The organism is Brevibacterium sp. Lmc1, assembly GCF_057654315.1.
Genome location: NZ_CM172803.1, coordinates 3099566 through 3122621, shown reverse-complemented (window position 1 = coordinate 3122621; position 23056 = coordinate 3099566). Strand labels below are relative to the sequence as shown.

The 23056-nt window shown below is 66.1% G+C and carries 19 protein-coding genes and 1 riboswitch; of the genes, 14 read left to right on the top strand and 5 right to left on the bottom strand.

What is annotated here, in order from left to right:
• Positions 1 to 432: 432 nt before the first annotated feature.
• From AC239G_RS13980 to AC239G_RS13925, 12 genes are all read left to right on the top strand, one after another.
• Complete coding sequence (locus tag AC239G_RS13980; protein ID WP_487489088.1) at positions 433 to 2085, top strand: pyridoxal phosphate-dependent decarboxylase family protein; 1653 nt, start codon at positions 433 to 435, stop codon at positions 2083 to 2085.
• Positions 2082 to 3515 carry a lysine N(6)-hydroxylase/L-ornithine N(5)-oxygenase family protein gene (locus AC239G_RS13975; RefSeq protein WP_487489087.1) on the top strand — a complete coding sequence of 478 codons (1434 nt, stop codon included), beginning with the start codon at positions 2082 to 2084 and terminating at the stop codon, positions 3513 to 3515. The genes AC239G_RS13980 and AC239G_RS13975 overlap by 4 nt, the downstream gene beginning before the upstream one ends.
• Positions 3512 to 6142 (top strand): GNAT family N-acetyltransferase, encoded by a 2631-nt coding sequence (locus tag AC239G_RS13970; RefSeq protein ID WP_482400588.1) that lies wholly within the window; start codon positions 3512 to 3514, stop codon positions 6140 to 6142. Before AC239G_RS13975 ends, AC239G_RS13970 begins: the two co-directional genes overlap by 4 nt.
• A 638-nt stretch (positions 6143 to 6780) precedes the next feature.
• Positions 6781 to 7128 carry a TfoX/Sxy family protein gene (locus AC239G_RS13965; protein WP_487489086.1) on the top strand — a complete coding sequence of 116 codons (348 nt, stop codon included), beginning with the start codon at positions 6781 to 6783 and terminating at the stop codon, positions 7126 to 7128.
• 93 nt (positions 7129 to 7221) lie between these two features.
• The gene (locus tag AC239G_RS13960; protein ID WP_482400587.1) at positions 7222 to 8319 is read left to right on the top strand and encodes a LacI family DNA-binding transcriptional regulator; all 1098 of its coding nucleotides are present in this window, start codon (positions 7222 to 7224) and stop codon (positions 8317 to 8319) included.
• Positions 8320 to 8411: 92 nt separating this feature from the next.
• Positions 8412 to 9506 carry a substrate-binding domain-containing protein gene (locus tag AC239G_RS13955; RefSeq protein WP_487489085.1) on the top strand — a complete coding sequence of 365 codons (1095 nt, stop codon included), beginning with the start codon at positions 8412 to 8414 and terminating at the stop codon, positions 9504 to 9506.
• A gap of 98 nt (positions 9507 to 9604) precedes the next feature.
• Complete coding sequence (locus AC239G_RS13950) at positions 9605 to 10429, top strand: ATP-binding cassette domain-containing protein (RefSeq protein ID WP_259357645.1); 825 nt, start codon at positions 9605 to 9607, stop codon at positions 10427 to 10429.
• A complete protein-coding gene (locus AC239G_RS13945; RefSeq protein WP_139468402.1) occupies positions 10426 to 11637 on the top strand; it encodes a sugar ABC transporter permease in 1212 nt (403 codons plus the stop codon). Before AC239G_RS13950 ends, AC239G_RS13945 begins: the two co-directional genes overlap by 4 nt.
• Before the next feature lie 151 nt (positions 11638 to 11788).
• Positions 11789 to 11922, top strand: a riboswitch (TPP riboswitch).
• Complete coding sequence (thiM, locus tag AC239G_RS13940; RefSeq protein ID WP_487489084.1) at positions 11910 to 12839, top strand: hydroxyethylthiazole kinase; 930 nt, start codon at positions 11910 to 11912, stop codon at positions 12837 to 12839. (Overlaps the previous riboswitch by 13 nt.)
• The gene (gene thiE / locus AC239G_RS13935) at positions 12836 to 13594 is read left to right on the top strand and encodes a thiamine phosphate synthase (protein ID WP_487489083.1); all 759 of its coding nucleotides are present in this window, start codon (positions 12836 to 12838) and stop codon (positions 13592 to 13594) included. The genes thiM and thiE overlap by 4 nt, the downstream gene beginning before the upstream one ends.
• Positions 13591 to 14460: a bifunctional hydroxymethylpyrimidine kinase/phosphomethylpyrimidine kinase gene (gene thiD / locus AC239G_RS13930; protein WP_487489082.1), complete on the top strand. Its 870-nt coding sequence runs from the start codon at positions 13591 to 13593 to the stop codon at positions 14458 to 14460. Before thiE ends, thiD begins: the two co-directional genes overlap by 4 nt.
• A 101-nt stretch (positions 14461 to 14561) precedes the next feature.
• A complete protein-coding gene (locus AC239G_RS13925) occupies positions 14562 to 15302 on the top strand; it encodes a TenA family protein (protein WP_487489081.1) in 741 nt (246 codons plus the stop codon).
• Positions 15303 to 15387: 85 nt separating this feature from the next.
• On the opposite strand, the gene AC239G_RS13920 is transcribed toward AC239G_RS13925, so the two are convergent.
• The 5 genes from AC239G_RS13920 to nadA all read right to left on the bottom strand — a co-directional run bounded on the left by AC239G_RS13920 (position 15388) and on the right by nadA (position 20746).
• Complete coding sequence (locus AC239G_RS13920; protein ID WP_139468407.1) at positions 15388 to 15603, bottom strand: hypothetical protein; 216 nt, start codon at positions 15601 to 15603, stop codon at positions 15388 to 15390.
• A 128-nt stretch (positions 15604 to 15731) separates the two neighbouring features.
• Positions 15732 to 16985: a cysteine desulfurase family protein gene (locus tag AC239G_RS13915; protein ID WP_487489080.1), complete on the bottom strand. Its 1254-nt coding sequence runs from the start codon at positions 16983 to 16985 to the stop codon at positions 15732 to 15734.
• 1 nt (position 16986) lies between these two features.
• Positions 16987 to 17838 carry a carboxylating nicotinate-nucleotide diphosphorylase gene (nadC, locus tag AC239G_RS13910; protein WP_259357652.1) on the bottom strand — a complete coding sequence of 284 codons (852 nt, stop codon included), beginning with the start codon at positions 17836 to 17838 and terminating at the stop codon, positions 16987 to 16989.
• Positions 17832 to 19463 carry an L-aspartate oxidase gene (gene nadB, locus AC239G_RS13905; RefSeq protein ID WP_487489079.1) on the bottom strand — a complete coding sequence of 544 codons (1632 nt, stop codon included), beginning with the start codon at positions 19461 to 19463 and terminating at the stop codon, positions 17832 to 17834. The genes nadC and nadB overlap by 7 nt, the downstream gene beginning before the upstream one ends.
• The gene (gene nadA, locus AC239G_RS13900; protein ID WP_259357654.1) at positions 19463 to 20746 is read right to left on the bottom strand and encodes a quinolinate synthase NadA; all 1284 of its coding nucleotides are present in this window, start codon (positions 20744 to 20746) and stop codon (positions 19463 to 19465) included. The genes nadB and nadA overlap by 1 nt, the downstream gene beginning before the upstream one ends.
• A gap of 316 nt (positions 20747 to 21062) precedes the next feature.
• Between nadA and panB the strand changes: the two genes are divergently transcribed.
• Together panB and panC are read left to right on the top strand one after the other, a co-directional pair.
• Positions 21063 to 22049: a 3-methyl-2-oxobutanoate hydroxymethyltransferase gene (gene panB, locus AC239G_RS13895; protein WP_487489078.1), complete on the top strand. Its 987-nt coding sequence runs from the start codon at positions 21063 to 21065 to the stop codon at positions 22047 to 22049.
• Positions 22049 to 22960 (top strand): pantoate--beta-alanine ligase, encoded by a 912-nt coding sequence (gene panC / locus AC239G_RS13890; protein WP_487489077.1) that lies wholly within the window; start codon positions 22049 to 22051, stop codon positions 22958 to 22960. The genes panB and panC overlap by 1 nt, the downstream gene beginning before the upstream one ends.
• Positions 22961 to 23056: the final 96 nt, after the last annotated feature.

Sequence of the window (23056 nt, the reverse complement as noted above, 5' to 3'; positions counted from 1 at the left end):
GAGGCTGCGGCTTCTTGCGTGTGCGGTCGGCTGAGGGCACGGGGCGAATTCCTGGCTGTTCAACGGAAATCTGTGACTCTGCAGTGCCTGAGCAAATTGTTGGGTCGATCCACGGTGTTCTGCGGTCTGAAACCACCGTGGATCGACCCAACAAATCGCGGTCACCCGGGCGCCCTTGGTCTCACGATGCTGGATGACACACCCCGATGTGACGAATGCCACTCGCCCATTTTCCGGCCGATGCACCCGTAGTGCGAACGGCCGCCTTGCCGTGTGAACGCTGGGAAGCGGGGCATCGTCCTTGGTGAGGGGTCTACTTCCGTAGTCATCGAATCCGCCCGGAGGCTCTTCGGGAACAAAAGAACTTAGGGTAGGTTTCCCTAATGCGAGCCGCGCTTCGCGGTGCGCATCATCGAAGGAGGAAACCTCACAGTGACGACTTCTCTGCTCTACGACACCGAAGCGACACCCACTTCAGCACCCCTTCAGACTCCCGAAATTCCCCACCCGGACGCCGCCGGCACCTTCAGCGATCGTGGCGCCCACACCGATGCCCTCCTCGGCGCCCACAGCGCAGACGAGTACACATCGCTCATGCACGACGTCGTCGACATCCTCGGCGATCGGTTCCGCACAACTGAGCGGGCCGCCTCGGCGAAGGAACGCTCCGGGCTCCAGGCCGCCGTCGACGCCGTGGATCTCGACACCGCAGGCGTCGGCAACGCCGAAGCCCTGCGCGAGGTCGACGCTCTCTACGCCGACAATGCCGTGTGGTTCCACCACCCCAGCTACGTCGCCCACCTCAACTGCCCGGTCGCCGTGCCCGCCGTCGCCGCCGAAGCGATGCTCGCCGCCATCAACACCTCGGTCGACACCTACGACCAATCCGAGGTTGCCACCCTCATGGAGCGCCGCCTCATCGACTGGACCTGCGGCCATCTCGGCTTCGCCGGCGGCGATGGAATCTTCACCTCCGGAGGCACCCAGTCGAATCTCCAGGCACTGTTCCTCGCCCGCGAAGACGTCCTCGCCGAGGCAGCGGGACACGTTGAGGCCGATGACGCCGAATCCCGCCGAGGCGGCCCTGACCTGGGCGCGCCCAACCGCCGCGACCTGCTGTCCCGGCTGCGGATCCTTGCCACCGACCAAGCCCACTTCTCCGTGTCCCGTGCGGCATTCCTCCTCGGCCTCGACGCCGAGGCGGTCGTGACCGTCCCGACCGACCGGTCCGGCCGCATGGATGCCGAAGCACTCAATGCCAGCCTCCTCGCGATCCAGGCGAACGACCAGATCCCCATGGCCGTCGTCGCCACCGCCGGAACCACCGACCTCGGTGTCATCGACCCGCTTGAGACCATCGCCGAGGTCTGCGAATCAGCGAACGTGTGGCTGCACGTCGACGCCGCATACGGCGGCGGACTGCTCTGGGCCCCACAACGCGCCCACCTGCTCGACGGCATCTCCAGAGCCACCTCGGTGACCATCGACTTCCATAAGACGTTCTTCCAGCCCGTGTCCTCATCGGCCCTGCTCATCAGGGACGCGAGCCTGTTCGCGCCGACGATCCACCACCACGACTACCTCAATCCCGAAGCCGAAGCGCAAGAAGCCGACGCCGAACCGAACCAGGTCGACAAGTCCCTGCAGACCACCCGCCGCTTCGACGCGCTCAAGCTCTGGACGACGCTGCGCGCCCGCGGAGCAGGGGAGATCGGATCGATGCTCGACACCGTCTGCGACCTCGCGACCGACGTCCGGGCGCTGCTCGAGGACCAGGCGGACTTCGAAGTGCTCGGCGCCTCGGACCTGTCCACGGTGCTCTTCAGATTCACCCCGGAGACCGCGGACCAGGCCACCTGCGACGAACTCGTCCCGCTCATCCGCCGAGTCCTCTTCCGCTCCGGCCGCGCCGCCATCGCCCGCACCGTCATCGACGGCACGCCGTGGCTCAAACTCACCCTGCTCAACCCCGACACCCGCATCGACGACGTCACCGCCGTGCTCGACCTCGTCCGTGCCACCGGGCACGGCATCCTCGCCGGCCGGGACCTCGAGGACGCAGCGACAGAAGGAGGCGCAGCATGAGCGCAGATTCCACACACATTCACGACATCCTCGGCGTCGGCATCGGACCCTTCGGACTCGGCCTGGCCGCGCTGTCGGAACCGCTCGACGACGTCGACGCGATCTTCCTCGATCAGCGCCCCGAATTCCGCTGGCACCCGGGCATGATGATCGAAGGCTCGACCATCCAGGTGCCGTTCCTCGCCGACCTCGTCACCATGGCCGACCCCACCTCGCCGTACTCGTTCCTCAACTTCCTCAAGGAGCGCAAGCGGCTCTACCCGTTCTACATCCGCGAATCCTTCTACCCCCTGCGCGCCGAATTCGACGAATACTGCCGGTGGGTAGCCGCCCAGCTGGATACGCTGCGATGGAACCGCCGCGTCGTGTCCGTGACCAGGGACGACGGTGTGTACACCGCCCTCGCCGAGGTGGTCGATGACTCCGGTTCGATCGTGACGACCGAGACCTACCGCGCTCGGCATCTCGTCCTCGGGGTGGGAACGCAGCCGGTGCTGCCACCTGCGCTGCAGGGGCTCGGGGGAGGAGCCGCCGACTCGCCCGCTGCCGGCCGGGACGGTGCCGCCGGCTTGCCCGCTGCCGGCCCGCTCATCCACACCGCCGACTACCTCGAGAACCGGGAAGCGCTGCTCGACTCCGGGGCGATCACGATCATCGGCAGCGGCCAGTCCGCCGCTGAGATCTACCGTGACCTGATCGACGACGCAGAAGACCGCGGAGTGCGCCTGGACTGGGTGACCCGGTCGCCGCGGTTCTTCCCGATGGAGTATACGAAGCTCACCCTTGAGATGACCTCCCCGGAGTACACCGACCACTTCCGGGCGCTGCCCGATGAGCTGCGCGAACGGGTCGGCCGGGAACAGCGCACGCTGTACAAGGGCATCTCCGCCGACCTCGTCGACGACATCCACGACACTCTCTACCGACTCAGCCGCGGCGGGCGGCAGCTGCTGACGAACCTCGTCTCCGAAGCCGAACTCGAAACCGCCGAGATTGATCCGATCAGCGGCGAATACCTGCTCGGCTTCCGCAGCACGGCACTGGACAAGACGTTTACTCGGCGATCCGGGTCCGTGGTCGCCGCCACCGGATACAAATCGCAGGTCCCGGACTTCCTCAGCCCTCTCGGCGACGACATCCGTCTGGACTCCCGAGGCCGCCTCGACGTCAGCCGCCACTACACGATCAACGACGAAGGAACCATCCACGTCCTCAACGGCGAAGAGCACACCCACGGCGTGACCGCCCCCGACCTCGGCTTCGGCCCGTGGCGGGCCTCGGTGGTGCTGGCCGCAGTGACCGGCCGGGAACCCTATCCGATCGAACGGACCATCGCCTTCCAGACCTTCGGGATCCCGGCCGACGAATCCGATGCCGTGCCCGATGCCGCCTTCGCACTCGACGACTCCAAGGAGATGTCACACGTATGACCACCGAACTCATCACCAGCCTGACCACCGCCGAGGCGGACGAAACCGACCCGACCGATTCTGCGGTTGGTGCGAACGCCACCTGTACGCGCACGGACCGCAGTTCGGACGTGAAGCTCACGGCTGCCTCGGCGACAGTGACCATCCGTCCGCTCGACGTCGACCGGGACACCGCCCGGATCCACGGGTGGCTGACCCACCCGCGCGCTCACTACTGGATGATGACCGACCTCGACGAGAACGAGGTCCGGACCTACTTGGATGGCATTCGCGACTCCGCGGACGACGCCGGTTGGGTTGGCTCCGTCGACGGCACCGACTGCTTCTACGTCGAAACCTACACTCCGGACACCCTCATCCCGCAGAACATCGTGGCGACCGGGCCCGCGGACATCGGGATGCACCTGCTCGTCGCACCGCCGGCAGGACCGGCCGTGCATGGCCTTACCGACCGCATCATGGCGGAGGTCATCGACTTCTGCCTGAAGCCTGTTGACCAGGGAGGACGCGGTGCCGAGCGCGTCATCGTCGAACCCGATGCCAGGAACGACGCGATCATCGAGAAGAACCGAGCTGCCGGTTTCACCCCCATCACCGAAGCGACCATCATGATGGGCGAGATCGAGAAACCGGCGCTCGTCAGTGTGTGCACTCGCGCGGATTTCGAAGCCAGCGCGCTGGCTCCGTTCGTCACGGCCGGTGCTCGGGAGTCGCGCGTGGCTGAGACCGGCGAGTCGGACAGTGACCGGAGGTCCACCAAATCACGCGCGGGTCGGACATTCGCAACCCCACCGGTCCCGTACGCCCACCTCAACGGGGATGCGTTCGCCGTCGTGCAGCGCCACCTCGTCGCCAAAGCCCTGTCCGAATTCGCCCACGAACGACTCATCGCACCGGTGAGTCTCGGCGAGGGTGAAGGGGTCGCAGCGAACGGCAGTGCACATCGGGTCGGGGGAGCCGCCTCGGCGAATGGCGAAGGCGAGACCTGGGAACTGAGCATCGACGGCGCCAGCCGATACACGTTCACCGCGCGCGTGCTGCCGCTTGAACACTGGGTGATCGACGAAGCGAGCATCACCCGGTTGCGCGACGGTACCGAGGTTCCGCTCGACGCGCAGGAACTCGTCGTCGAACTCCAAGACGAACTCTCCATCCCCGAGGACCTCATCTCCACCTACCTCGAGGAACTCGCCTCGACCCTGGCCGGGGCCGCGTACAAACTCGAGGACGCTCGAGCCGGGCGCAGGCCCGATGCACGTGCACTCGTCGAAGCGGATTTCCAGACCACCGAGGCGGCCATGACCGAAGGCCACCCGGGGTTCCTCGCGAACAATGGTCGCATCGGCTTCGGCCTCAGCGACTTCTGCAAGTGGGCGCCGGAGAACGGACGGCTCAACCGCATCGAATGGGTGGCAGTGAGGCGTGAACTCAGCCATCTGTCCACGGGCATCGGACTCGACGAGGAGAGCCACCTCGGTGAGGCTCTCAGCGACGCCGAACGGGATCTCTTCGGGTCCCGGATCCGGGCGGCGGGACAGGATCCTGCGGACTTCCACCTCATGCCGATCCATCCCTGGCAGGCCGACCACCGCCTGGCGATCACCTTCGCCGCGGACATCGCGCGCGGCGATCTGCTGCCGCTCGGGGAAGGGCTCGATAAGCACCAGGCGCAGCAGTCCCTGCGCACGTTCTTCAACCGCTCGCGGGCCGGAGCTCCGTATGTCAAGGTCGCGCTCGCCGTGCAGAACATGGGATTCCTGCGTGGGCTGTCGCCGAAGTACATGCGCGACACTCCAGCCATCAACGACTGGGTTGCTGGCTTGGTGGGATCCGACCCCACCTTCGCCGAGGCGGGCTTCCGAGTGCTGCGGGAGCGTGCCGCGCTCGGGTACACGGGGGACGTCTACCACCGGACGAAGGAGACGAACCCGCACCGGAAGATGCTCGCCGCCCTGTGGCGGGAGAACCCCGTCGAGCAGATCGAACCAGGTCAGAAGCTCATCACGATGGCCGCCCTGCTGCATCGGGATCACCAGGGGGTGTCGCTGGCCGGCGAGCTCATCAGCGCATCAGGCCTGAGCACCGCGGCATGGCTGCGCAGCTACCTGCGGGCGTACCTGAAGCCGCTTGTCCATGCGCTGCTGGCCCACGATCTCGTGTTCATGCCGCACGGGGAGAACCTCATCCTCGTCCTCGACGAGCATGTGGTCACCGGGGCGTTCATGAAGGACATCGGAGAGGAGGTCGCCGTGCTCGGCCACCGCGAGCTGCCTGCCGATGTCGAGCGCATCCGCGCCGTGGTGTCGGGGGAGGAGAAGGCCCTGTCGGTGTTCACCGATATGTTCGACGGGGTCCTGCGGCACCTCTCCGGCATCCTCGACGGCGATGGACTGCTGCCGGCCGAGAGATTCTGGGCGATCGTCGCCGAGACCCTCGACGACTACGAAGCGGAGCACCCGGATGATGCGCGCGGTGTCAGCGGCGACGTGGATCTGCGTGCCGACCACTTCGCTCATTCGTGCCTCAACCGGCTGCAGCTGAAGAACACGAAGCAGATGGTCGACATCGGCAACCAAGCCGAATCACTGCTCTACGCGGGCACGATGCCCAACCCGGTGGCTCGCTGAGTCATAGGGGGCCACGCCGACCGCTCACCTGAGCGGCGACCGCTCGTCGCATAACTTGATACAGCGACGGCAACTCGAGCGCTCAGTGAAGGATGACTGAGCCAGTGCGTGCGCTCGCCGCTGCGCTGAGCGGTCGGTGATTCGACGCAGCAGAACATGCCACTCGCCGAGGCGGGACTCCGGAAAGGAGTCCCGCCTCGGCGAGTACGTTCAACGAGTTGATCCGATGGCGGAATCGGCGCCATGTTTCTGAGCGCGTCTGCGGGCGATGAGCAGGCCGAGTGACCAGGCCAATGGGATGGGGATCAGCGGTCCGCAGAACAACCAAGTGAGTATCATCGCGACACCGGCCGAGATCCACCCGTCCTCAATGGTGCTCGCCCAGATGGTTACGACAATGCAGAATCCCAGGAGAAGAAGACACACAACTGACACGGCGGCGTAGAGCCAGCGGCCCACTGTGGATTTCGGAATCACTCTGTCCTTCCGCAATCGCGGCGTACTGTGAGATTTGACGATACAGGCAATCTTGTCGAACTCATGTTGATTTTCAAGCGGTTACGGCATAATTCGATAAAGGCATCACCGTCGTAAACCACTCGTTTGGAACACTGCAGAGCCGACCGGAGGCCACTGATATGACTCCCGAGCAGACTTCACTTATCGAACGAATCCGTGCACTCATTGTCGAAGAGCCCGTGGTTCGAGAGGTCTCGATGTTCGGAGGCCGCGCGGTCATGGTCAACGAGAAGATGATCGTCAGTGCTGGTAAGACGGGCGATCTGCTGGCGCACATCGATCCCGACCGTCACGATGAGCTCCTCAAACGACCCGAAGCTGCCCAAGCCGAGATGGGAACCGGTCGGGACATGGGACCGGGGTGGATCAACGTGAGCGCAGAGTCTGTCTGTGATGACGAACAGCTGGCATTCTGGGTCGAGACCGCCTTGGACTTCAACCGGACGGTGACAGGCCAGCACAACTGAGTCCGCCGCGCGAGCGGTTAGTATCATTCCAACGGTTGCCTGTGCGTCGATGCGCAGATTCACGAACCGGTTCTCAGACTCAAAGGTGTGCGCATGGCGAAGCAGAACGATCGGCCGACCCTGGCCACGGTCGCTGCGCGTGCCGGCGTGAGCATCAAAACCGCCTCCCGCGTCCTCAACGGCGAAAAGCACGTTGCCGCCTCGACGGCGGAGAAAGTCGAAGCTGCCGCCGAAGAGCTCGGATTCCGCCTCAACCCCACGGCCAGACGCTTGCGTGCCGGAGGCCGCTCACCCTATATCGGCGTCGTCCTCTCGGACGCCGGTGACGCCTTCCAATCACGTGCCTTCGCCGCAGTGGAAGCCGAGCTCGCAATCCTCGACCTGCGCCCGGTGGTGACCGTGGTCGGTGACGACCCGAACCGAGAGGAAGCCTTCCTCGACGAATGCCTCGCCAACGACCTGACCGGGCTCATCGTCATCCGCGCCCACCCCGAGGCGGCCGAGACCTACGCACGAGCCGCCTCGGCGCCGGGCACTCGAATCGTCTCCCTCGACCCAGCGGTCGAAGGCCCTGGAATCAGCATCGTCGCAGGCGACGATCGTGAGGCGGGACGCCTCGCGGCCGAACAGCTGCTCGCTCACGGGCACATGGCACTCGGCGTCATCGGCGACCATTCGCCCAGCCTCATCACCACCCGCCGACTGCAGGGAATCCAGGACGCCATCGCCGGCCGCCGCGGCGTCGGCTGGCGCGCCTATATGCGCGAAGACGCCCACGACGAAGCCAGCGCGAAGAACGTCGTCGCCGCCTGGCTCGGTTCCCGCAGCGCACCCGGAGCCCTGATCACCCTGTCCGCCACAGTGACCCAAGGTGCCATCGACGCCTGCCGCCGCCTCGGCGAATGGCCGGCACTGGTCGGCATCGACGATTTCCCCACGGCCGAACTCCTCGATGTCACCGTCGTCGATCGCAACGTCGAATCCCTCGCCGCCGAGGCGGTCCGACGACTCCGGGTCGGTGTCGAACCCAGCGATGCTGGCGAGGGCGGGGACCGCCTCGGCGAAGGGGATGGCCCGATTGCGGGGGAGGCGAACCGGCGCGATCGAGTCGACGACGGCGTGCCCGATTTCGACAATGCGCTGTGCGTCATCGCTCGTGGCAGCGGTGAAGAGCCGCCGGACACCCGCTGAAGATTTTTGTCGAAACAGTTGACAGCAGGCGGCGTTCAGCGAATCATATTCAACAGCCTGACAACGTTGTCAGAAAGATTGAAAGGTTCACAATGAGGCACAACCTTAAGTCCCACAAGAAGCTGGCGCTCCTCGGTGCCTCCGTCGCGATCGGCGCTCTTGCGCTCAGCGGCTGCGGCAATCAGAAGGGCCAGGGAAACGACGAGGCCGACAGCGGATCCGGCGGCGACGGGGACGTCACCATCGCGCTGCTGCTGCCCGAGTCGAAGACCACCCGGTACGAGTCGCTCGACAAGCCGAACTTCGAGAAATACCTCAAAGAAGCCAACCCAGACGCGAAGGTCGAATACCGCAACGCCAATCAGGACGCGACTCAGCAGCAGCAACAGATTGAGGCGGCCGTGACCGAAGGCGTCGACGCCATCGTCCTCGACCCCGTCGACGCTTCCGCAGTCTCATCCGCGCTGTCGAAAGCCGAAGCGAAGAAGATCCCGGTCATCTCCTACGACCGCTTCTTCGAAGGTGCGGATTACTACACCTCGTTCGACAACAAGAAGATCGGCAACCTGCAGGGCCAGGCCGTCCTCGACGGGCTCAAAGACGCCGGCGTCGACCCGAAATCGGGACCGGTCTGGATGGTCAATGGTGATCCGAAGGACCCGAACGCCGCGGACTTCAAGGCCGGCGCCGAAGAGACCCTCAAGGGCGCAGGCGTGGACATCGCCGCCAGCCACGACACCCTCGACTGGAACCCCGACGACGCCCGCCAGTGGGTCGAAGGTCAGCTGCAGGGCAAGGGCGAGAAGCCGATCGCGATCTACTCTGCCAACGACGGCACCGCCGGTGGCGTCATCGCCGCAACGAAGAAAGCCAAGGTCGAACCCGTCGTGACAGGTCAGGACGCCGAGGTCGACGGTCTGCAGAACATCCTCAAGGGTGACCAGTTCGCCACGATCTACAAGTCGATCCCACCGCAGGCCGAATTCGCTGCGAAGGCCGCAGTGGCCCTGGCCGCTGGAGAGGACGTCGATGCGGGAACGACCTATAAGGACACTCCGACGGACTTCGTCGAGGCCAAGGTCGTGACCAAGGACAACATCAAGGACATCGTCGGCGACCAGATCAAAGCTGATGACATCTGCACAGGCAAGGTGGAGAAGCTCTGTGCCGATGCCGGCGTGAAGTGAGCGCGTGCGCGTTCACAATCTGACGTGCCCGACCTCGAGCCGGCGACCGCCACCGGTCGCCGGCTGCCGGGGTCAACGACTGCGACAAGTAGGAACAGATGACATCAGAGACACCCGACCCGGCAACTGAGGCGACGCGGACGCCGGGCAGCGACAGCGAGCCGGTGCTCGAACTGCGCGGAATCAACAAACGGTTCGGTGCAGTCCAAGCCCTGACCGACATCCATCTCAGCGTCGGTCGCGGCGAAGTCGTCGGCCTCGTCGGCGACAACGGCGCCGGCAAATCGACCCTGATCAAGGTCATCGCCGGAGTCCACGCCGCCGATGACGGCGAACTCATCATGAACGGGACGGCGCAGAGATTCTCCTCCCCGAAGGATGCACAGAAAGCCGGAGTGGCCACAGTGTTCCAGGATCTGTCCCTGTGCGAGAACCTCGACGTGGTGGCCAACCTGTTCCTCGGACATGAGAAGACCCGCGGCGGCGTCCTCGACGAAGTGACGATGGAAGCCAAATCCTGGGAGCTGCTGCGCAGCCTCTCGGCAAAGATCCCGAGCGTGCGCGTACCGATCGCGGCCCTATCCGGCGGTCAACGTCAGACGGTCGCGATCGCCCGGTCCCTCCTCGGCGAACCATCCTTGGTCATGCTCGATGAACCGACGGCGGCACTCGGCGTCGCCCAGACGGCCGAAGTGCTCAACCTCATCGAACGGCTCAAAGAACGCGACCTCGGCGTGCTGCTCGTCAGCCACAATATGGCCGATGTGCAGGCGGTGTGCGACCGGGTGCACGTGCTGCGGCTGGGCAAGGACGCCGGTGATTTCCCCGGTGACGAGCGCACCGATGTGCTGGTCGCCGCGATCACCGGAGCCAGCGACAATGTCGTGACCAAACGCGCCGCACGGAGGGGTGAGCGTCGATGACCCGCAATTCCTTCATCACCGATGAGCGGATCTCGTCCGAAGGCGTGATCGGCACCTTCGTCCGCCGGGTCAAAGAGGGGCAGCTGGGGTCGTTCCCGGTCATCCTCGCACTCATCGTCATCGTCATCGTATTCCAGTCGGCCGACTCGAACTTCATCTCTCCGGCCAACCTAGTCAACCTCTCCACTCAGGTCGCGTTCCTCGCGATCCTGGCTCTCGGCATCAACCTCATCCTGCTCCTCGGCGAGATCGATCTGTCTCTGGCGCAATTGGGCGGTTTGGCCGCCTCGCTGCTCGGTGTCTTGGTGGTAAGGCAAGGTGTGCCGCCGGCCTTGGCGCTGGTCATCATGCTGCTGCTCGGCCTGGTCGTCGGCGCGATTCAAGGTTGGTTCTTCGCCGTCGTCGGCATCCCGGCGTTCGTCGTCACCTTGGCCGGTCTGCTCGCGTTCACCGGTCTGACTCTGACGACATTGGGCACGCAGAAGAACCTGTCGATGTCGGACACCTTCGCCTTCGACTTCGCCAGCTTCTACTTTCCTGCGATCTGGGCCTATATCTTCGGCGCCGTCGCGATCATCGGCTTCGGCGGCGGCATCATCTATTCGAAGCTGCGCCGCCACCGGGAGGGTCTCAGCGCTCCGAGCTGGACCTCTGTGATCGTGCGGATCGTGCTGCTGGCCGCGATCGTGTTCGGGTTCCTCATCCTCGTCAATCAGGACTTCGGTCTGGCGATGCCTTTCTTCCTCATGATCGTCATTGCGATCATCATCGACCTCGTGCTGCGCAAGACCCGCTACGGTCGTTCCATCTACGCCGTCGGCGGCAAGGTCGAAGCTGCACGGCGTGCCGGCATTCGCGTGACCTGGGTGCGCATCAGCGTGTTCATGGCAGCCGGAGTGCTGGCCGCATTGTTCGGCTTCATCAAGACCGGTGTGACGACAAATGCGGGATCGACGCTGGTGAGCACGCAGGACCTACTCAATGCGATCGCTGCAGCTGTCATCGGCGGCACCTCGCTGTTCGGCGGACGCGGAACCGCCTGGGCAGCCGTGCTCGGTGCTCTGGTCGTCGGTGCGATCAACAACGGTCTCTACCTCATCGGCTTCAACTCCGATGCGCAGCAGATCATCACCGCACTCGTCCTGCTCACCGCCGTCGTCATCGACGCGCTCAGCCGCCGCGGACAGAGGTACGTCGGGCGCGGGTAGTGGGGCGTGAAGCTCCCTCTGCCGACCGCTCGCCTTAGCGTCGAGCGCGCAATGCATAGCTTGATACAGCGACGTTGAGTCGAGCGGTCGGTGCTGAGCATCCAAGCAGAGTATGGAGTCGCCCGTGTCCGACCGGGCTGATACAGTCGGAGCCAATGACATGGGGTGCCTCATGAGGATCCGTGCGCACCAAAGAGTTGCGCACGGAGGACACCGAGGCTGAGAGAACACCCATCGAACCTGATCTGGGCCATACTAGCGAAGGGATCGTCATGGTTGACTTCGACCTGCGTTCTGCGAATGCGCGACTGCGCGCAAGCAATCCACTCATCCAGTGCATCACGAACACCGTCGTGCAGCAGTTCAGCGCCAACGTGCTCCTGGCCATCGGCGCCTCCCCGGCAATGCTCGACCACGAGGCCGATGCCGGACAGTTCGCCGGGATCGCAAGCGGAGTCCTCGTCAACTTCGGCACCGCCTCGAACCACCAGCTGCTCGCCGCCGATGCCGCCATCGACGTCGCCAACACCGCCGGAAAACCCTGGGTCCTCGACCCCGTGAGCGTCGGCGCCGTCGACTTCCGCACCTCCCGCATCCGCCGCGCCGCCGCCGATCACCCGACCGCCATCCGCGGCAACGCCTCCGAGATCGCCGCACTCGCCGGAGTCGGACTCGGCGGTCGTGGAGTTGACTCCACCGACGAAGTCGACGCCGTCCTTCCCGCCGCCGCGAAACTGGCCAGAGAAACCGGTGCCATCGTCGCTGTCTCCGGACCAACCGATGCCGTCGTTGCCCACATCGACGGCACTGACCACGTCGCCCGCATCTCCGGCGGACATGAGTTCATGCCGCTCGTCATCGGCACCGGCTGCTCACTCGGTGCCGTCACCGTCGCCTACCTGGCCGCCGTCCGAGCCGGACTCGCCGACCCCGACGCCGACGTCTCAGCCGTCAACGCCACTGAGCAGTCCGCGAACGGTGGGGCCGCCTCGGCGAAGTTCGAAGCCGTCGTCGCCGCCCACGCCCACTTCGCGGTCGCCGGGGAACTCGCCGCCGATGGTGCGAAGGGTCCGGGCAGCTACTCGGTGAACTTTCTCGACGCACTCCACACCGTCGACGGTGACCGACTCGCACAGGCGAGAATCGGCCTCGACACGCTCACTTCTGCGAATGAAACCGCCGGCGAAGGCGTCCAGGCATGACCGCCGGATCCGCCCACATCGCTGACAACCCGGCTGACGACGGCGCGACCGTGAACGACCGAGACGGCTCGGCCGACCGCTTCGCCGGAATCGACACGCGCCTCTACCTCGTCACCGACTCCGCGCAATGCGAGGCCGCCGGCCGCAGCGTCGCCGAGACCGTGCAGGCCGCCGTCGCCGGGGGAGTGGGCATCGTCCAGGTCCGCGACAAAGACATCGACGATGCAGGCTTCTATTCGCTCACCCGCCAGGTCATCGCCGCCGTCGATGCCGCCACCCGCGACACCGACCGCACGGTCCCCGTCGTCCTCAACGACCGCGTCGAGGTGGCCCGCCGCCTCATCGATGAAGGCGAGAACGTGCACATCCACGTCGGCCAAACTGACACCACCGTCGTCGAGGTGCGCGCCGCCCTGGGTGCGGAACCGCTCATCGGTCTCTCGGCCGCGAACAGCGACGAATTCGTCGCCGCCCGAGACTCCGGAGTCGTCGACCTCGTCGGCATCGGACCGGTCTATGACACCTCCACGAAAGCCGACGCCCCCGACGGAATCGGACCGGACCGCCTCGGGGAACTGGTGGCAGAAGCGGGCATCCCCGCGGTCGCGATCGGCGGCATCAACGCCGATCGTGCTCCTGACCTGCAGGGACGTGGGCTGATCGGGATCTGCGTGGTCTCGGCGATCTGCATGGCCGACGATCCGAAGACGGCAGCAGAGGAGCTGCTCGCCGCATACGCCGGGAGTGCACAGTGACAACCCGCCCGCCGATCACCCTGTCCATCGCCGGCACCGATCCCTCCGGCGGTGCCGGAATCCATGCCGACCTCAAGACCTTCACCGCGCGGAAGACCATGGGCACGACCGTCATCACCGCCCTCGTCGCGCAGAACACGCACGGTGTGTCCCGCGTCTATCCGATCGACGTCGATTTCGTCGCCGATCAGTTCGACTCCGTGCTCGGCGACCTGCCCGTCGATGCGACGAAATCGGGGATGCTCGGCAGCCGTGACCTCGTCGAACTCGTCGTCGATCGCGCCGCCGAAGGCCGGCTCGGCTTCTATACCGTCGACCCGGTGATGATCGCGACCTCCGGCCACCGCCTCCTCGAGACCGATGCCGTCGAGGCCGTGCGCACCCACCTGCTGCCGGTCGCCGACCTCATCACCCCCAACCTCCCCGAGGCGGCCCTGCTGATCTCCGACGACGAACCCGAAGCGCAGACGACTGAAGCCATGCGTGACCAGGCTCGGCGCCTGCTCGAACGCGGCCCCGGAGCTGTCCTGCTCAAGGGCGGGCACGGCAGCGAGGACGAGGTCATCGACATCCTCGCCACCGCCGATGGCCAGGTCCGCGAGTTCACCCACCCCCGCGTGACGACGATGAACACGCACGGAACCGGGTGCACTCTGTCAGCCGCGATCACCGCCGAGGTGGCCGTCCTCGGCCGCGAACGCACAGAGATCGGGTCGGACATCCTCGGCGAGGCCGTCGACAATGCCCTCGATTATCTTGCTCGCGCTCTCACCTCGGCCGCGGACTGGCAGCTGAGCCTCAACCCGGAGGGCGCCCACGGACCCGTCGACCACCAGGTCGACATCGTCCGCGGTCGACCCGCCTGACATATCCATCCCGCCAGACCACCACCTCACGCGAACCGCCAACTCAGTCGATCCACCACGTCATACGAACCACCACGTCATACGAGCACAAAGGAGTTCCCATGACCGTCACCTTTACCGCCGGCCCATTGACCACCCAGCTGTGGGACCGTGTCCGCCCCATCGTCAAGCAGATCGAAGAGCTGCCGTTCCTCGCCCAGCTCGCCGACGGCAGCCTCGATCCGAAGGCCTTCGTCAACTACATCTCGCAGGACAGCCTCTACCTGAACGGATACGCCAAGGCCATGTCGTTCCTGGCCGCGAAGACCGTCGACCGTGACGAATCCCGATTCTGGGCCGGATCCGCCGCTGAGGCGATCACCGTCGAAGAGGAGATGCACGGAGAGCTGCTCGCCGATGCCCGACTCGCCTCGGCGCTGGAAGAACTCACCGCGGAAGGCTCCCGTTTCAAGGCCTCCCCGACGACGCTGGGTTACGTGTCCTTCCTCGTCGCCACGGCCGCCAGCCGATCCTACGGCGAAGGCGTCGCCTCAGTGCTGCCCTGCTTCTGGGTGTACGCCCATATGGGCAAGGTGCTTGTCGACCGGGCCGGGCAGATGGCCGACGACCACCCCTACCGCACCTGGGTGCAGACCTACGACTCACCCGACTTCGACGAATCGACCCGCCACGCCGTGCAGATCCTCGAACAGGAACTCGCGAAGGCACCGAGCGAGGAAGCCGCCCGCATGCGGGCGGCCTTCGAGCAGGCCTGCGTCTTCGAACTCCACTTCTGGGCCTCGGCACACGCCATGCAGAACTGGGACGTCTCCGTGTTCCTGCCCCAGGAAGTCACCGTCTGATTCCAGGGAGCATCGGATCCCCCTCGCCGAGGTGGCCCTGACCTTGAGTCGGTCACCTCGGTCGGCGGGCGGAAGCGTTCCCGCCTCAGGCGCGGGAGGCTCCATAAGGGTCATCCGGGTAATGAGTGAGCGGACCGAACGATCCGAGAGCATGCCAACCGCGGCGCAGAGTCGTCCACAGAAGCACGTGATCGACCTCGATGAGGGGCACTCGGTCGTGCTTCGGGCAGGCGAACCGACCGATGAAGAACACAACGGTCGCAAACATCACTGCGATCATGAACAGAATCAAAAGATCCATGGCGGCCCCCTCACATCCTGATACGAATGCCTCTCTTTTAGTCTCGCCCCAAAATAAAGAGAAAGATAGGGCTATCCCACCTGGTGAGCGTGAAGGTGATCAAAATCAACTCGGGTGTGAGACGCCGTTCATGCAAAGGATGAGGCGAGGCTCTCGGCAGCGCTGATGACGGCTCGGGCGGCCGCTCGTCCCTGGTCGGGGGTGATCGAGGACGGGAAGGTGAAGCGCACACTCGTCTGCGCGACCTCGGGCGCGACCCCTAAGGCCGTGAGCACATGGGAGGGCTCATCGGAGCCGACCGCACAGGCGGAACCGCTCGAGGCCGTTACCCCGAGGCGTTCGAGCTCGAGCAGCACTGCCTCGCCGGAGGTGTTCGAGAAGCAGAACGACGCATGATTCGGAGTCCGAGTCGCCCGGCCGTCAGGGCCGGCCGTGCCCGCCGCGCCCGTCAGAAACGACCCGGGGACATGGCTGAGCACTGTGGAGATGAACTCATCGCGGATGGCTCGGACACGATCGGCGGCCTCATGCCGATCCGCCTCGGCGAGTTCGAGTGCCGTGGCGAACGCAACGGCCAAAGCCACGTTCTCCGTGCCCGATCGTCGGCCCGACTCCTGCCCGCCGCCGTGGATGAGTGGTTCGACGGGGACGCGGGCGCGGATCGCGGCCACACCGATGCCCTTCGGCGCCCCGACCTTGTGCCCGGCCAGGCTGAGCGCATCGACGCCCAATCCGGTCAGCGGCAGCCACCCGGCCGCCTGCACGGCGTCAGTATGGAAGAGAGCACCGGCCTCATGGGCGATTCCGGCCAGGGTCGGAATGTCGGCAACGGTGCCGATCTCATTGTTCGCATATCCCACGCTCACGAGCACGGTGTCCGGGCGGATCGCCGCCGTGAGGGCTTCGGGGGTCACGGTTCCATCGGAGGTCGGGGCCACCTCGGTGACGGTGAATCCGTGGACGCGGGTCAGGAATTCCACCGAGGCGAGCACCGCTTCGTGTTCGATGGGAGAGGTGACGATATGTCGCCGAGGCGGCACCGCGGTCCCGGCCCGACCCTCGGGCTGAGCCCGATCTTGGGTGTGCGATCGACCCTGGGTCTGAGCCCGATCCTGAGTCCGAGCGCCGAGGGCCATACCGATGATTGCGAGATTGTCCGCCTCGGTGCCGCCGCTGGTGAACGTGATGTCCGTGGCGCGCATGCCAAGCACCTTCGCCACGCGAGCACGGGCATCGGCGAGGGCTTCGGCGGGTCCGCGCCCGAATTCGTGGTGGCTCGACGGGTTGCCGAACGCCCCGGCCAGATACGGCCAAGCGGCTTCGAGGGCTTCCCTGCGCACGGGAGCCGCGGCCGCGGTGTCGAGGTAGAGGCGTCCGGTCATCTCAGGCCTCGAGGGAAAGGTCGAGACCGAGGTCGATCGCGCGGACACTGTGGGTCAGCGCGCCCGAGGAGATGACGTCGACGCCAGTGGCGGCGATCTCCGGGATCGTCTCCAGGGTGACGTTGCCGCTGGCTTCGACTACGGCGCGGCCGCCCACGAGTTCGACGCCTTCGCGCAGCTGAGCCGGGGTGAAGTTGTCGAGCATGATGATATCGGCGCCGCCGTCGAGCACTGCGGGCACCTGGTCGAGCCGGTCGACTTCGACCTCGATCATCGTCGTATGCGGCAGACGGGCGCGGGCGGTGCGGATCGCCTCGGCGACGCTGAGTCCGGCACCGGTGAGCACGGCGAGGTGATTGTCCTTGGCCATGACCGCGTCGGAGAGGCCGAAACGGTGGTTGTGTCCGCCGCCGCAGACGACGGAGTGCTTCTCGAACGCGCGCAGCCCCGGAGTCGTCTTGCGGGTGTCGACGATGCGCGCCCGCCCGGCGGCGGCATCGACATAGGCGCGGGTCTGGGTGGCGATTCCGCTCATGCGCTGGCAGAAGTTCAACGCGATCCGTTCGGCCTGCAGCACCGCCCGAGCGGGACCGGCGACCGCGGCAAGCACCTGACCTGCGGTGAAAGCGTCTCCATCGGCGGCGGCGAGGTCGACCGTGACGCTCTGGTCGACGAGTGCGAAGGCACGGGCGAAGACCTCGATTCCGGCGAGCACCCCGTCTTCGCGGGCACGCAGCTCGGCCCTCGCCGAGGCGGCGGCGGGGATGAAGACCTCGCCGGTGATATCTCCCCAGGGAGCGTCTTCGTCAAGGGCTGTGCGCAGTGCGGAATCGATGGTTGAAGCGGTCAGCATGCGGAGGCCTCCTGAAGCAGAGCGGTGGGCGAAGTGGCGGTGGACGGCGCGGTCGTCGACGGCGTGAGTGTCGTATCCGTGCGGGTATGCGCGCCGAGGCTGTGCTCGCGGGCCAGGGCATGCCGAGCCATATGTTCGGCGATGAGGGCGAGATTCGCGGTCTCGAGTGCGTCGGCGAGGGCCGCAGCCGGGGTGGTGGGGTGATCATCGGCGCTGTGGGCACGGTTGGCGGAGGTGCCGGCATTGCGGGCCCCGTCGTTGCGGGCACCGTCACCGAGGCGGTCGAGCAGGGTCCGCAGGCCCGTGGCGGTGCGCTCCACGCCCAGATGAGCCCAGGTCAGGTCCTGCAGCTCGGTTCGTGTCAGTGCCGTCTGGTGGAGTGAACGGGACTGGGGGAGTGGGAGTTCATGGTCTCTGTTGACCGGCAGTGCGTCGATCGCCGCGGCGGCGCGGGCGGCGAAGACCGCGCCCTCGAGCAGAGAGTTCGAGGCCAACCGATTGGCTCCGTGCACTCCGGTGCACGCGACCTCGCCGACCGCGAAGACTCCGTGGATGCTCGTGCGACCATCGCGATCCGTGGTCACCCCGCCCATGAAGTAGTGGGCGGCGGGAGTGACGGGGATGAGGTCCCGGGACAGATCGAGACCGTGAGCGGCCAGACCGGCAGTGATGCTCGGGAACGTCGCCTGCACATCCGGGACGGCCCGCGCATCGAGGAAGCACGGGCGTCCGTCCTGAGCCGCCTGGCGACGGTGCAGGGCGAGTGCGACGACATCACGAGAAGCGAGCTCGGCGCGATCATCGATGTCAGTCATGAACCGGTGGCCGTGCTCGTCGAGGATGAGAGCGCCGGCCCCGCGGACGGCCTCGGAGATGAGGAAACCGGGACCTGGAAGGGCGGTGGGGTGGAACTGGAAGAACTCGAGATCGGAGACCTTAGCACCGGCGCGAATGGCAGCGGCCAAACCGTCTCCGGTGGCAGCTGCCGGGTTCGTCGTGTGTGCGAAGAGCTGCCCGACACCGCCGGTGGCCAGCACGATCGCATCAGCAGCCAGGGCCGCGACGCGGCCTTCGCGGAGCACGGTGACTCCGGTGGCTGTGGCGACTCCGGTGGCTCGACCCTGTCGGCGCTCGTGGGCGTCGGTGGTGAGGATGTCGACGAGCATCGTGTCCTCGAGGAGGGTGATTCGCCCTGCGGCGACTTCGGTGCGCAGCTTCTGCGCCAGGGCGGTGCTGATCGCCCGACCTGTCGCATCACCTCCGGAATGGAAGATGCGCGGATAGGAATGCGCCCCTTCTATACCCCTGGCCCAGGCTCCGGTCGGATCGGTGTCGAAGTCCACCCCCGCCTCGGCGAGGGAGACGATCGCGCCCCCACCGGCTTCGCACAGGGAGCGCACGGCCTCCGGATCACAGTGCCCGGCGCCGGCCGCGAGCGTATCGGCGATATGAGAATCGACCGAGTCATCGGGTCCGATGACACCGGCGATGCCGCCCTGCGCCCACTCGGTGTTCGACTCGCCGAGGCGGCCCTTCGTCACGAGCGTGACCGTGTGGCGGCCGGACAGGTGCAGTGCCGCGGTCAGCCCCGCGATCCCGGAGCCTGCGACGATGACGCGGCTCATCAGATCCGCGGCTTCGCGGCGAGCATCCGCTCCAGGGACACACGGGCAGGTTCGGCCACCTCGGCGTCGACGGAGATCTGATTGACGACCTGTCCGTCGATGAGCGATTCGAGGACCCAGGCGATATAGCCGGGGTGGATGCGGTACATCGTCGAGCACGGGCAGATGACGGGGTCGAGGCAGAAGATCTCGTGCTGAGGGTGTTCGGCGGCCAGCCGCTGGACCAGGTTGATCTCGGTGCCGATGGCGAACGTCGTCGGTTCGGTCGCCTGTTCGATGGCCTTCGTGATGTACGCGGTCGATCCGGCCTCATCGGCGGCCTCGACGGTCTCACGCGGGCATTCGGGGTGAACGATCACGCGCACGTCCGGGTGCTCAGTGCGGGCCTTGTCGATCTGGGCGGGGGTGAAGCGTTTGTGCACGGAGCAGAATCCCTGCCACAAGATGACCCGAGCCTCACGCAGCGTCTGCTCGTCGTTGTTGCCCATTGGCCTGGCGGGGTTCCACAGCGGCATCTCGTCCAGACCGATGCCCATGTTCACCGCGGTGTTGCGGCCCAGGTGCTGATCGGGGAAGAACAGGACCCGCTGCCCGCGTTCGAACGCCCATTCCAGAACCACCTCGGCGTTCGACGAGGTGCACACGATTCCGCCGTTGCGGCCGCAGAAGCCCTTGATCGCGGCCGAGGAGTTCATGTAGGTGACGGGGATGACCGGGACGCGACCGTCGGCATCGGCTTCGGTGCCGAAGACCTCGGCGAGCTGCTCCCAGCAGTCCTCGACCTGGTCGATGCTGGCCATATCGGCCATCGAACAGCCTGCGGCGAGGTTGGGCAGGATGACCGACTGCTCCGGCTTCGACAGCAGGTCGGCGGTCTCGGCCATGAAGTGGACGCCGCAGAAGACGATGGCCTTGGCCTCCGGATGGTTCTGGGCGGCCTGGGCGAGCATGAACGAGTCGCCGATGTAGTCGGCGTGTTCGACGACTTCGACTCGCTGGTAGTGGTGGCCGAGCATGACGACACGATCGCCGAGGGCGGCCTTGGCGGCGCGGATGCGGGCATCGAGCTCCTCAGGCGCGGCCTGCTTGTACTCCTCGGGGATATCGCCCTGACGTGGGGCGGCGACCGGAATCGGGTCGGCCATCGAGGAACCGGGACCGTAGCCGGGACGTTCGTCGACATCCCACGGGGCATCGAGCAGGTCCGTCGAGCACATTTCGTCGTTCGCTCCCGAGGCAGAGATGTCCTTGAGGGTGAGTTCGATCGAAGCTGTTGTGGTCATCATCGTCCTTCGCTCGGTGGGCGGGACCCGTGCCTGAAGTGCCTCGCACGTGGTGAGAGCCGCCCGAAATCTTTTGCGCAATTGTGCGTTTATTTCTTTGCGCAGATTTGAGCTTAATCCTGTCGGCGGGCAATGTACAACTCGCCGGCGATGGCTCTGCGCCGGGGGATGCAATAGGCTGTGGTCTGGCTCGCAATCCGAGTCGATGCGCACTGCGGTGGGCGCCCCCGTGAGAGTCGCCGAGGCTTCGGACCGAAGCGTCGGTCTCGCCCCGCCCGCGCCGGCACCGACGACATCGCATATCTGAAGGATTCTCATGCCCGAAGCGGCACACTCGAACCAGTTCACCTCCCCCTCCACCACCGGCATCGCGGGCAACGCTGCTGCCGGTGACAATGCCCCGGCCGGCCTCGGCGCCCCGGCCAGCCCCGACGCGACGGCAGGGGCCGCCTCGGCGGAACAACCAGCCCCGTACGGCGGTCCGGTGTCCGCACCGGCAGCGCCGCCTCGGCGAATCCGGACCCTCGATCTCATCAAGGCCAAGGCCGAAGGCCGGCGGTGGGCGATGCTGACCAGCTACGACCAGTACACGGCGGCCCTGTTCGAGCAGGCCGGTGTCGAGGCCCTGCTCATCGGCGATTCGGCGGCGAACAATGTCTATGGCCACACGACGACCCTGCCGGTCACCGTCGACGAACTCATCCCGCTGGCCAGAGCAGTCGCCTCGGCGACGAGCCGGGCGCTCATCGTCGCCGACCTTCCATTCGGCAGCTACGAGATCTCCGATGAACAGGCCGTGGCCACGGCCGTGCGATTCATGAAGGAAGCCGGAGTCCACGCGGTCAAACTCGAGGGCGGGGCGCGGATGGCCTCGCGGATCAAGGCGATCACGACGGCGGGGATCCCGGTCATGGCGCACATCGGCTTCACCCCGCAGGCCGAGCACAACCTCGGCGGCTACAAGGTCCAGGGCCGCGGCGCCGCAGGCAGCGCCCTGCTCGACGATGCCCGCGCCGTGGCCGAAGCCGGAGCCTTCTCCGTGGTCATGGAGATGGTGCCCTCCGGGCTGGCCGGCCAGGTCACATCCGAACTGACGATCCCCACCGTCGGGATCGGCGCCGGTGCGGACTGCGACGCCCAGGTCCTCGTATGGCAGGACATGGCGGGCCTGCGTACGGGGAAGGCCCCGCGCTTCGTCAAGCGCTACGCAGACCTGCATTCCGTGCTCACCGAGGCGGTCGGCACCTATGTCGACGAAGTGAAGTCCGGGGTCTTCCCCGAGCCCGAGAGGAGCTTCGACTGATGGAGGTCGGCGGCATCCAGGCACTGCGCCGGTGGCGGGCCGAGCAGTCGGGCCGCATCGGTCTCGTCCCGACGATGGGCGCCCTGCACTCCGGGCATCAGGCACTCATGACACGTGCACGCGCAGAGTCCGAACTCGTCGTGGCCTCGATCTTCGTCAATCCGCTTCAATTCGGTGCCGACGAGGACTTCGTCCAGTACCCGAGGCCGATCGAAGAGGATCTGAGGAAGTGCGAAGAGGCCGGAGTCGACTTCGTCTTCGCCCCGGCGCTGGCCGAGATGTACCCGTCCGCACCCGAAGTGCGGGTCGTCGCCGGGCGCATGGGGGCCGTGTTCGAAGGCGCGGCCAGGCCCGGGCACTTCGACGGCGTGCTCACCGTCGTGGCGAAGCTCTTCACCCTCATCGCCCCCGACGTCACGGTATTCGGGCTCAAGGACATCCAACAGTTCGTCCTGGTCAAACGCATGATCGCCGACCTCAACTTCGATATCGAACTCATCGGGCTACCCGTCGTCCGGGACGCCGACGGGCTGGCCATGTCGAGCCGCAACTCCTACCTGGCGCCGGACGACCGTGCCCGTGCTCTGGCGATTCCACGGGCTCTCACCGCCGCCTCCGAGGTGGCCGAGCGAGGCCGTGGGGCGGCGGAGTCCGGCATCGGTGGCGGTTCTGGCTCTGGGGCCGGCACCAGTGGTGTCTCTGCTGGCTTGCCCGCTGCCGTCGAGGCGGCCGCGCTCGCCGAGCTGGAGCCGGCTGCTGAACGTGGGGATCTCGAGATCGTCTACTGCAGTCTCGTCGAGGCCGCGACCCTGCGGCCGTGCCCACCGGCCTTCACGGGACCGGCTCTGCTGCTCGTCTCCGCGACGGTCGGTGGGACTCACCTCATCGACAATCTGCCGCTGGAATTCTGACGCGATATGCAATTGTGATGAGTTTGTGAAGATTCTGTTGAGCGATCGACATATGCATATGTAACCGATCGAGAATCATCGACAACTGTGGTTTCA

Bases quoted from the DNA above. Each gene is read 5' to 3' on its own strand.
- AC239G_RS13975 (WP_487489087.1), top strand. From the start codon at position 2,082: ATGAGCGCAGATTCCACACACATTCACGACATCCTCGGCGTCGGCATC.
- AC239G_RS13970 (WP_482400588.1), top strand. From the start codon at position 3,512: ATGACCACCGAACTCATCACCAGCCTGACCACCGCCGAGGCGGACGAA.
- AC239G_RS13965 (WP_487489086.1), top strand. From the start codon at position 6,781: ATGACTCCCGAGCAGACTTCACTTATCGAACGAATCCGTGCACTCATT.
- AC239G_RS13960 (WP_482400587.1), top strand. From the start codon at position 7,222: ATGGCGAAGCAGAACGATCGGCCGACCCTGGCCACGGTCGCTGCGCGT.
- AC239G_RS13955 (WP_487489085.1), top strand. From the start codon at position 8,412: ATGAGGCACAACCTTAAGTCCCACAAGAAGCTGGCGCTCCTCGGTGCC.
- AC239G_RS13950 (WP_259357645.1), top strand. From the start codon at position 9,605: ATGACATCAGAGACACCCGACCCGGCAACTGAGGCGACGCGGACGCCG.
- AC239G_RS13945 (WP_139468402.1), top strand. From the start codon at position 10,426: ATGACCCGCAATTCCTTCATCACCGATGAGCGGATCTCGTCCGAAGGC.
- thiM (WP_487489084.1), top strand. From the start codon at position 11,910: ATGGTTGACTTCGACCTGCGTTCTGCGAATGCGCGACTGCGCGCAAGC.
- thiE (WP_487489083.1), top strand. From the start codon at position 12,836: ATGACCGCCGGATCCGCCCACATCGCTGACAACCCGGCTGACGACGGC.
- AC239G_RS13925 (WP_487489081.1), top strand. From the start codon at position 14,562: ATGACCGTCACCTTTACCGCCGGCCCATTGACCACCCAGCTGTGGGAC.
- AC239G_RS13920 (WP_139468407.1), bottom strand. From the start codon at position 15,603: ATGGATCTTTTGATTCTGTTCATGATCGCAGTGATGTTTGCGACCGTT.
- AC239G_RS13915 (WP_487489080.1), bottom strand. From the start codon at position 16,985: ATGACCGGACGCCTCTACCTCGACACCGCGGCCGCGGCTCCCGTGCGC.
- nadC (WP_259357652.1), bottom strand. From the start codon at position 17,838: ATGCTGACCGCTTCAACCATCGATTCCGCACTGCGCACAGCCCTTGAC.
- nadB (WP_487489079.1), bottom strand. From the start codon at position 19,463: ATGAGCCGCGTCATCGTCGCAGGCTCCGGGATCGCGGGGCTGACCGCG.
- nadA (WP_259357654.1), bottom strand. From the start codon at position 20,746: ATGACCACAACAGCTTCGATCGAACTCACCCTCAAGGACATCTCTGCC.
- panB (WP_487489078.1), top strand. From the start codon at position 21,063: ATGCCCGAAGCGGCACACTCGAACCAGTTCACCTCCCCCTCCACCACC.
- panC (WP_487489077.1), top strand. From the start codon at position 22,049: ATGGAGGTCGGCGGCATCCAGGCACTGCGCCGGTGGCGGGCCGAGCAG.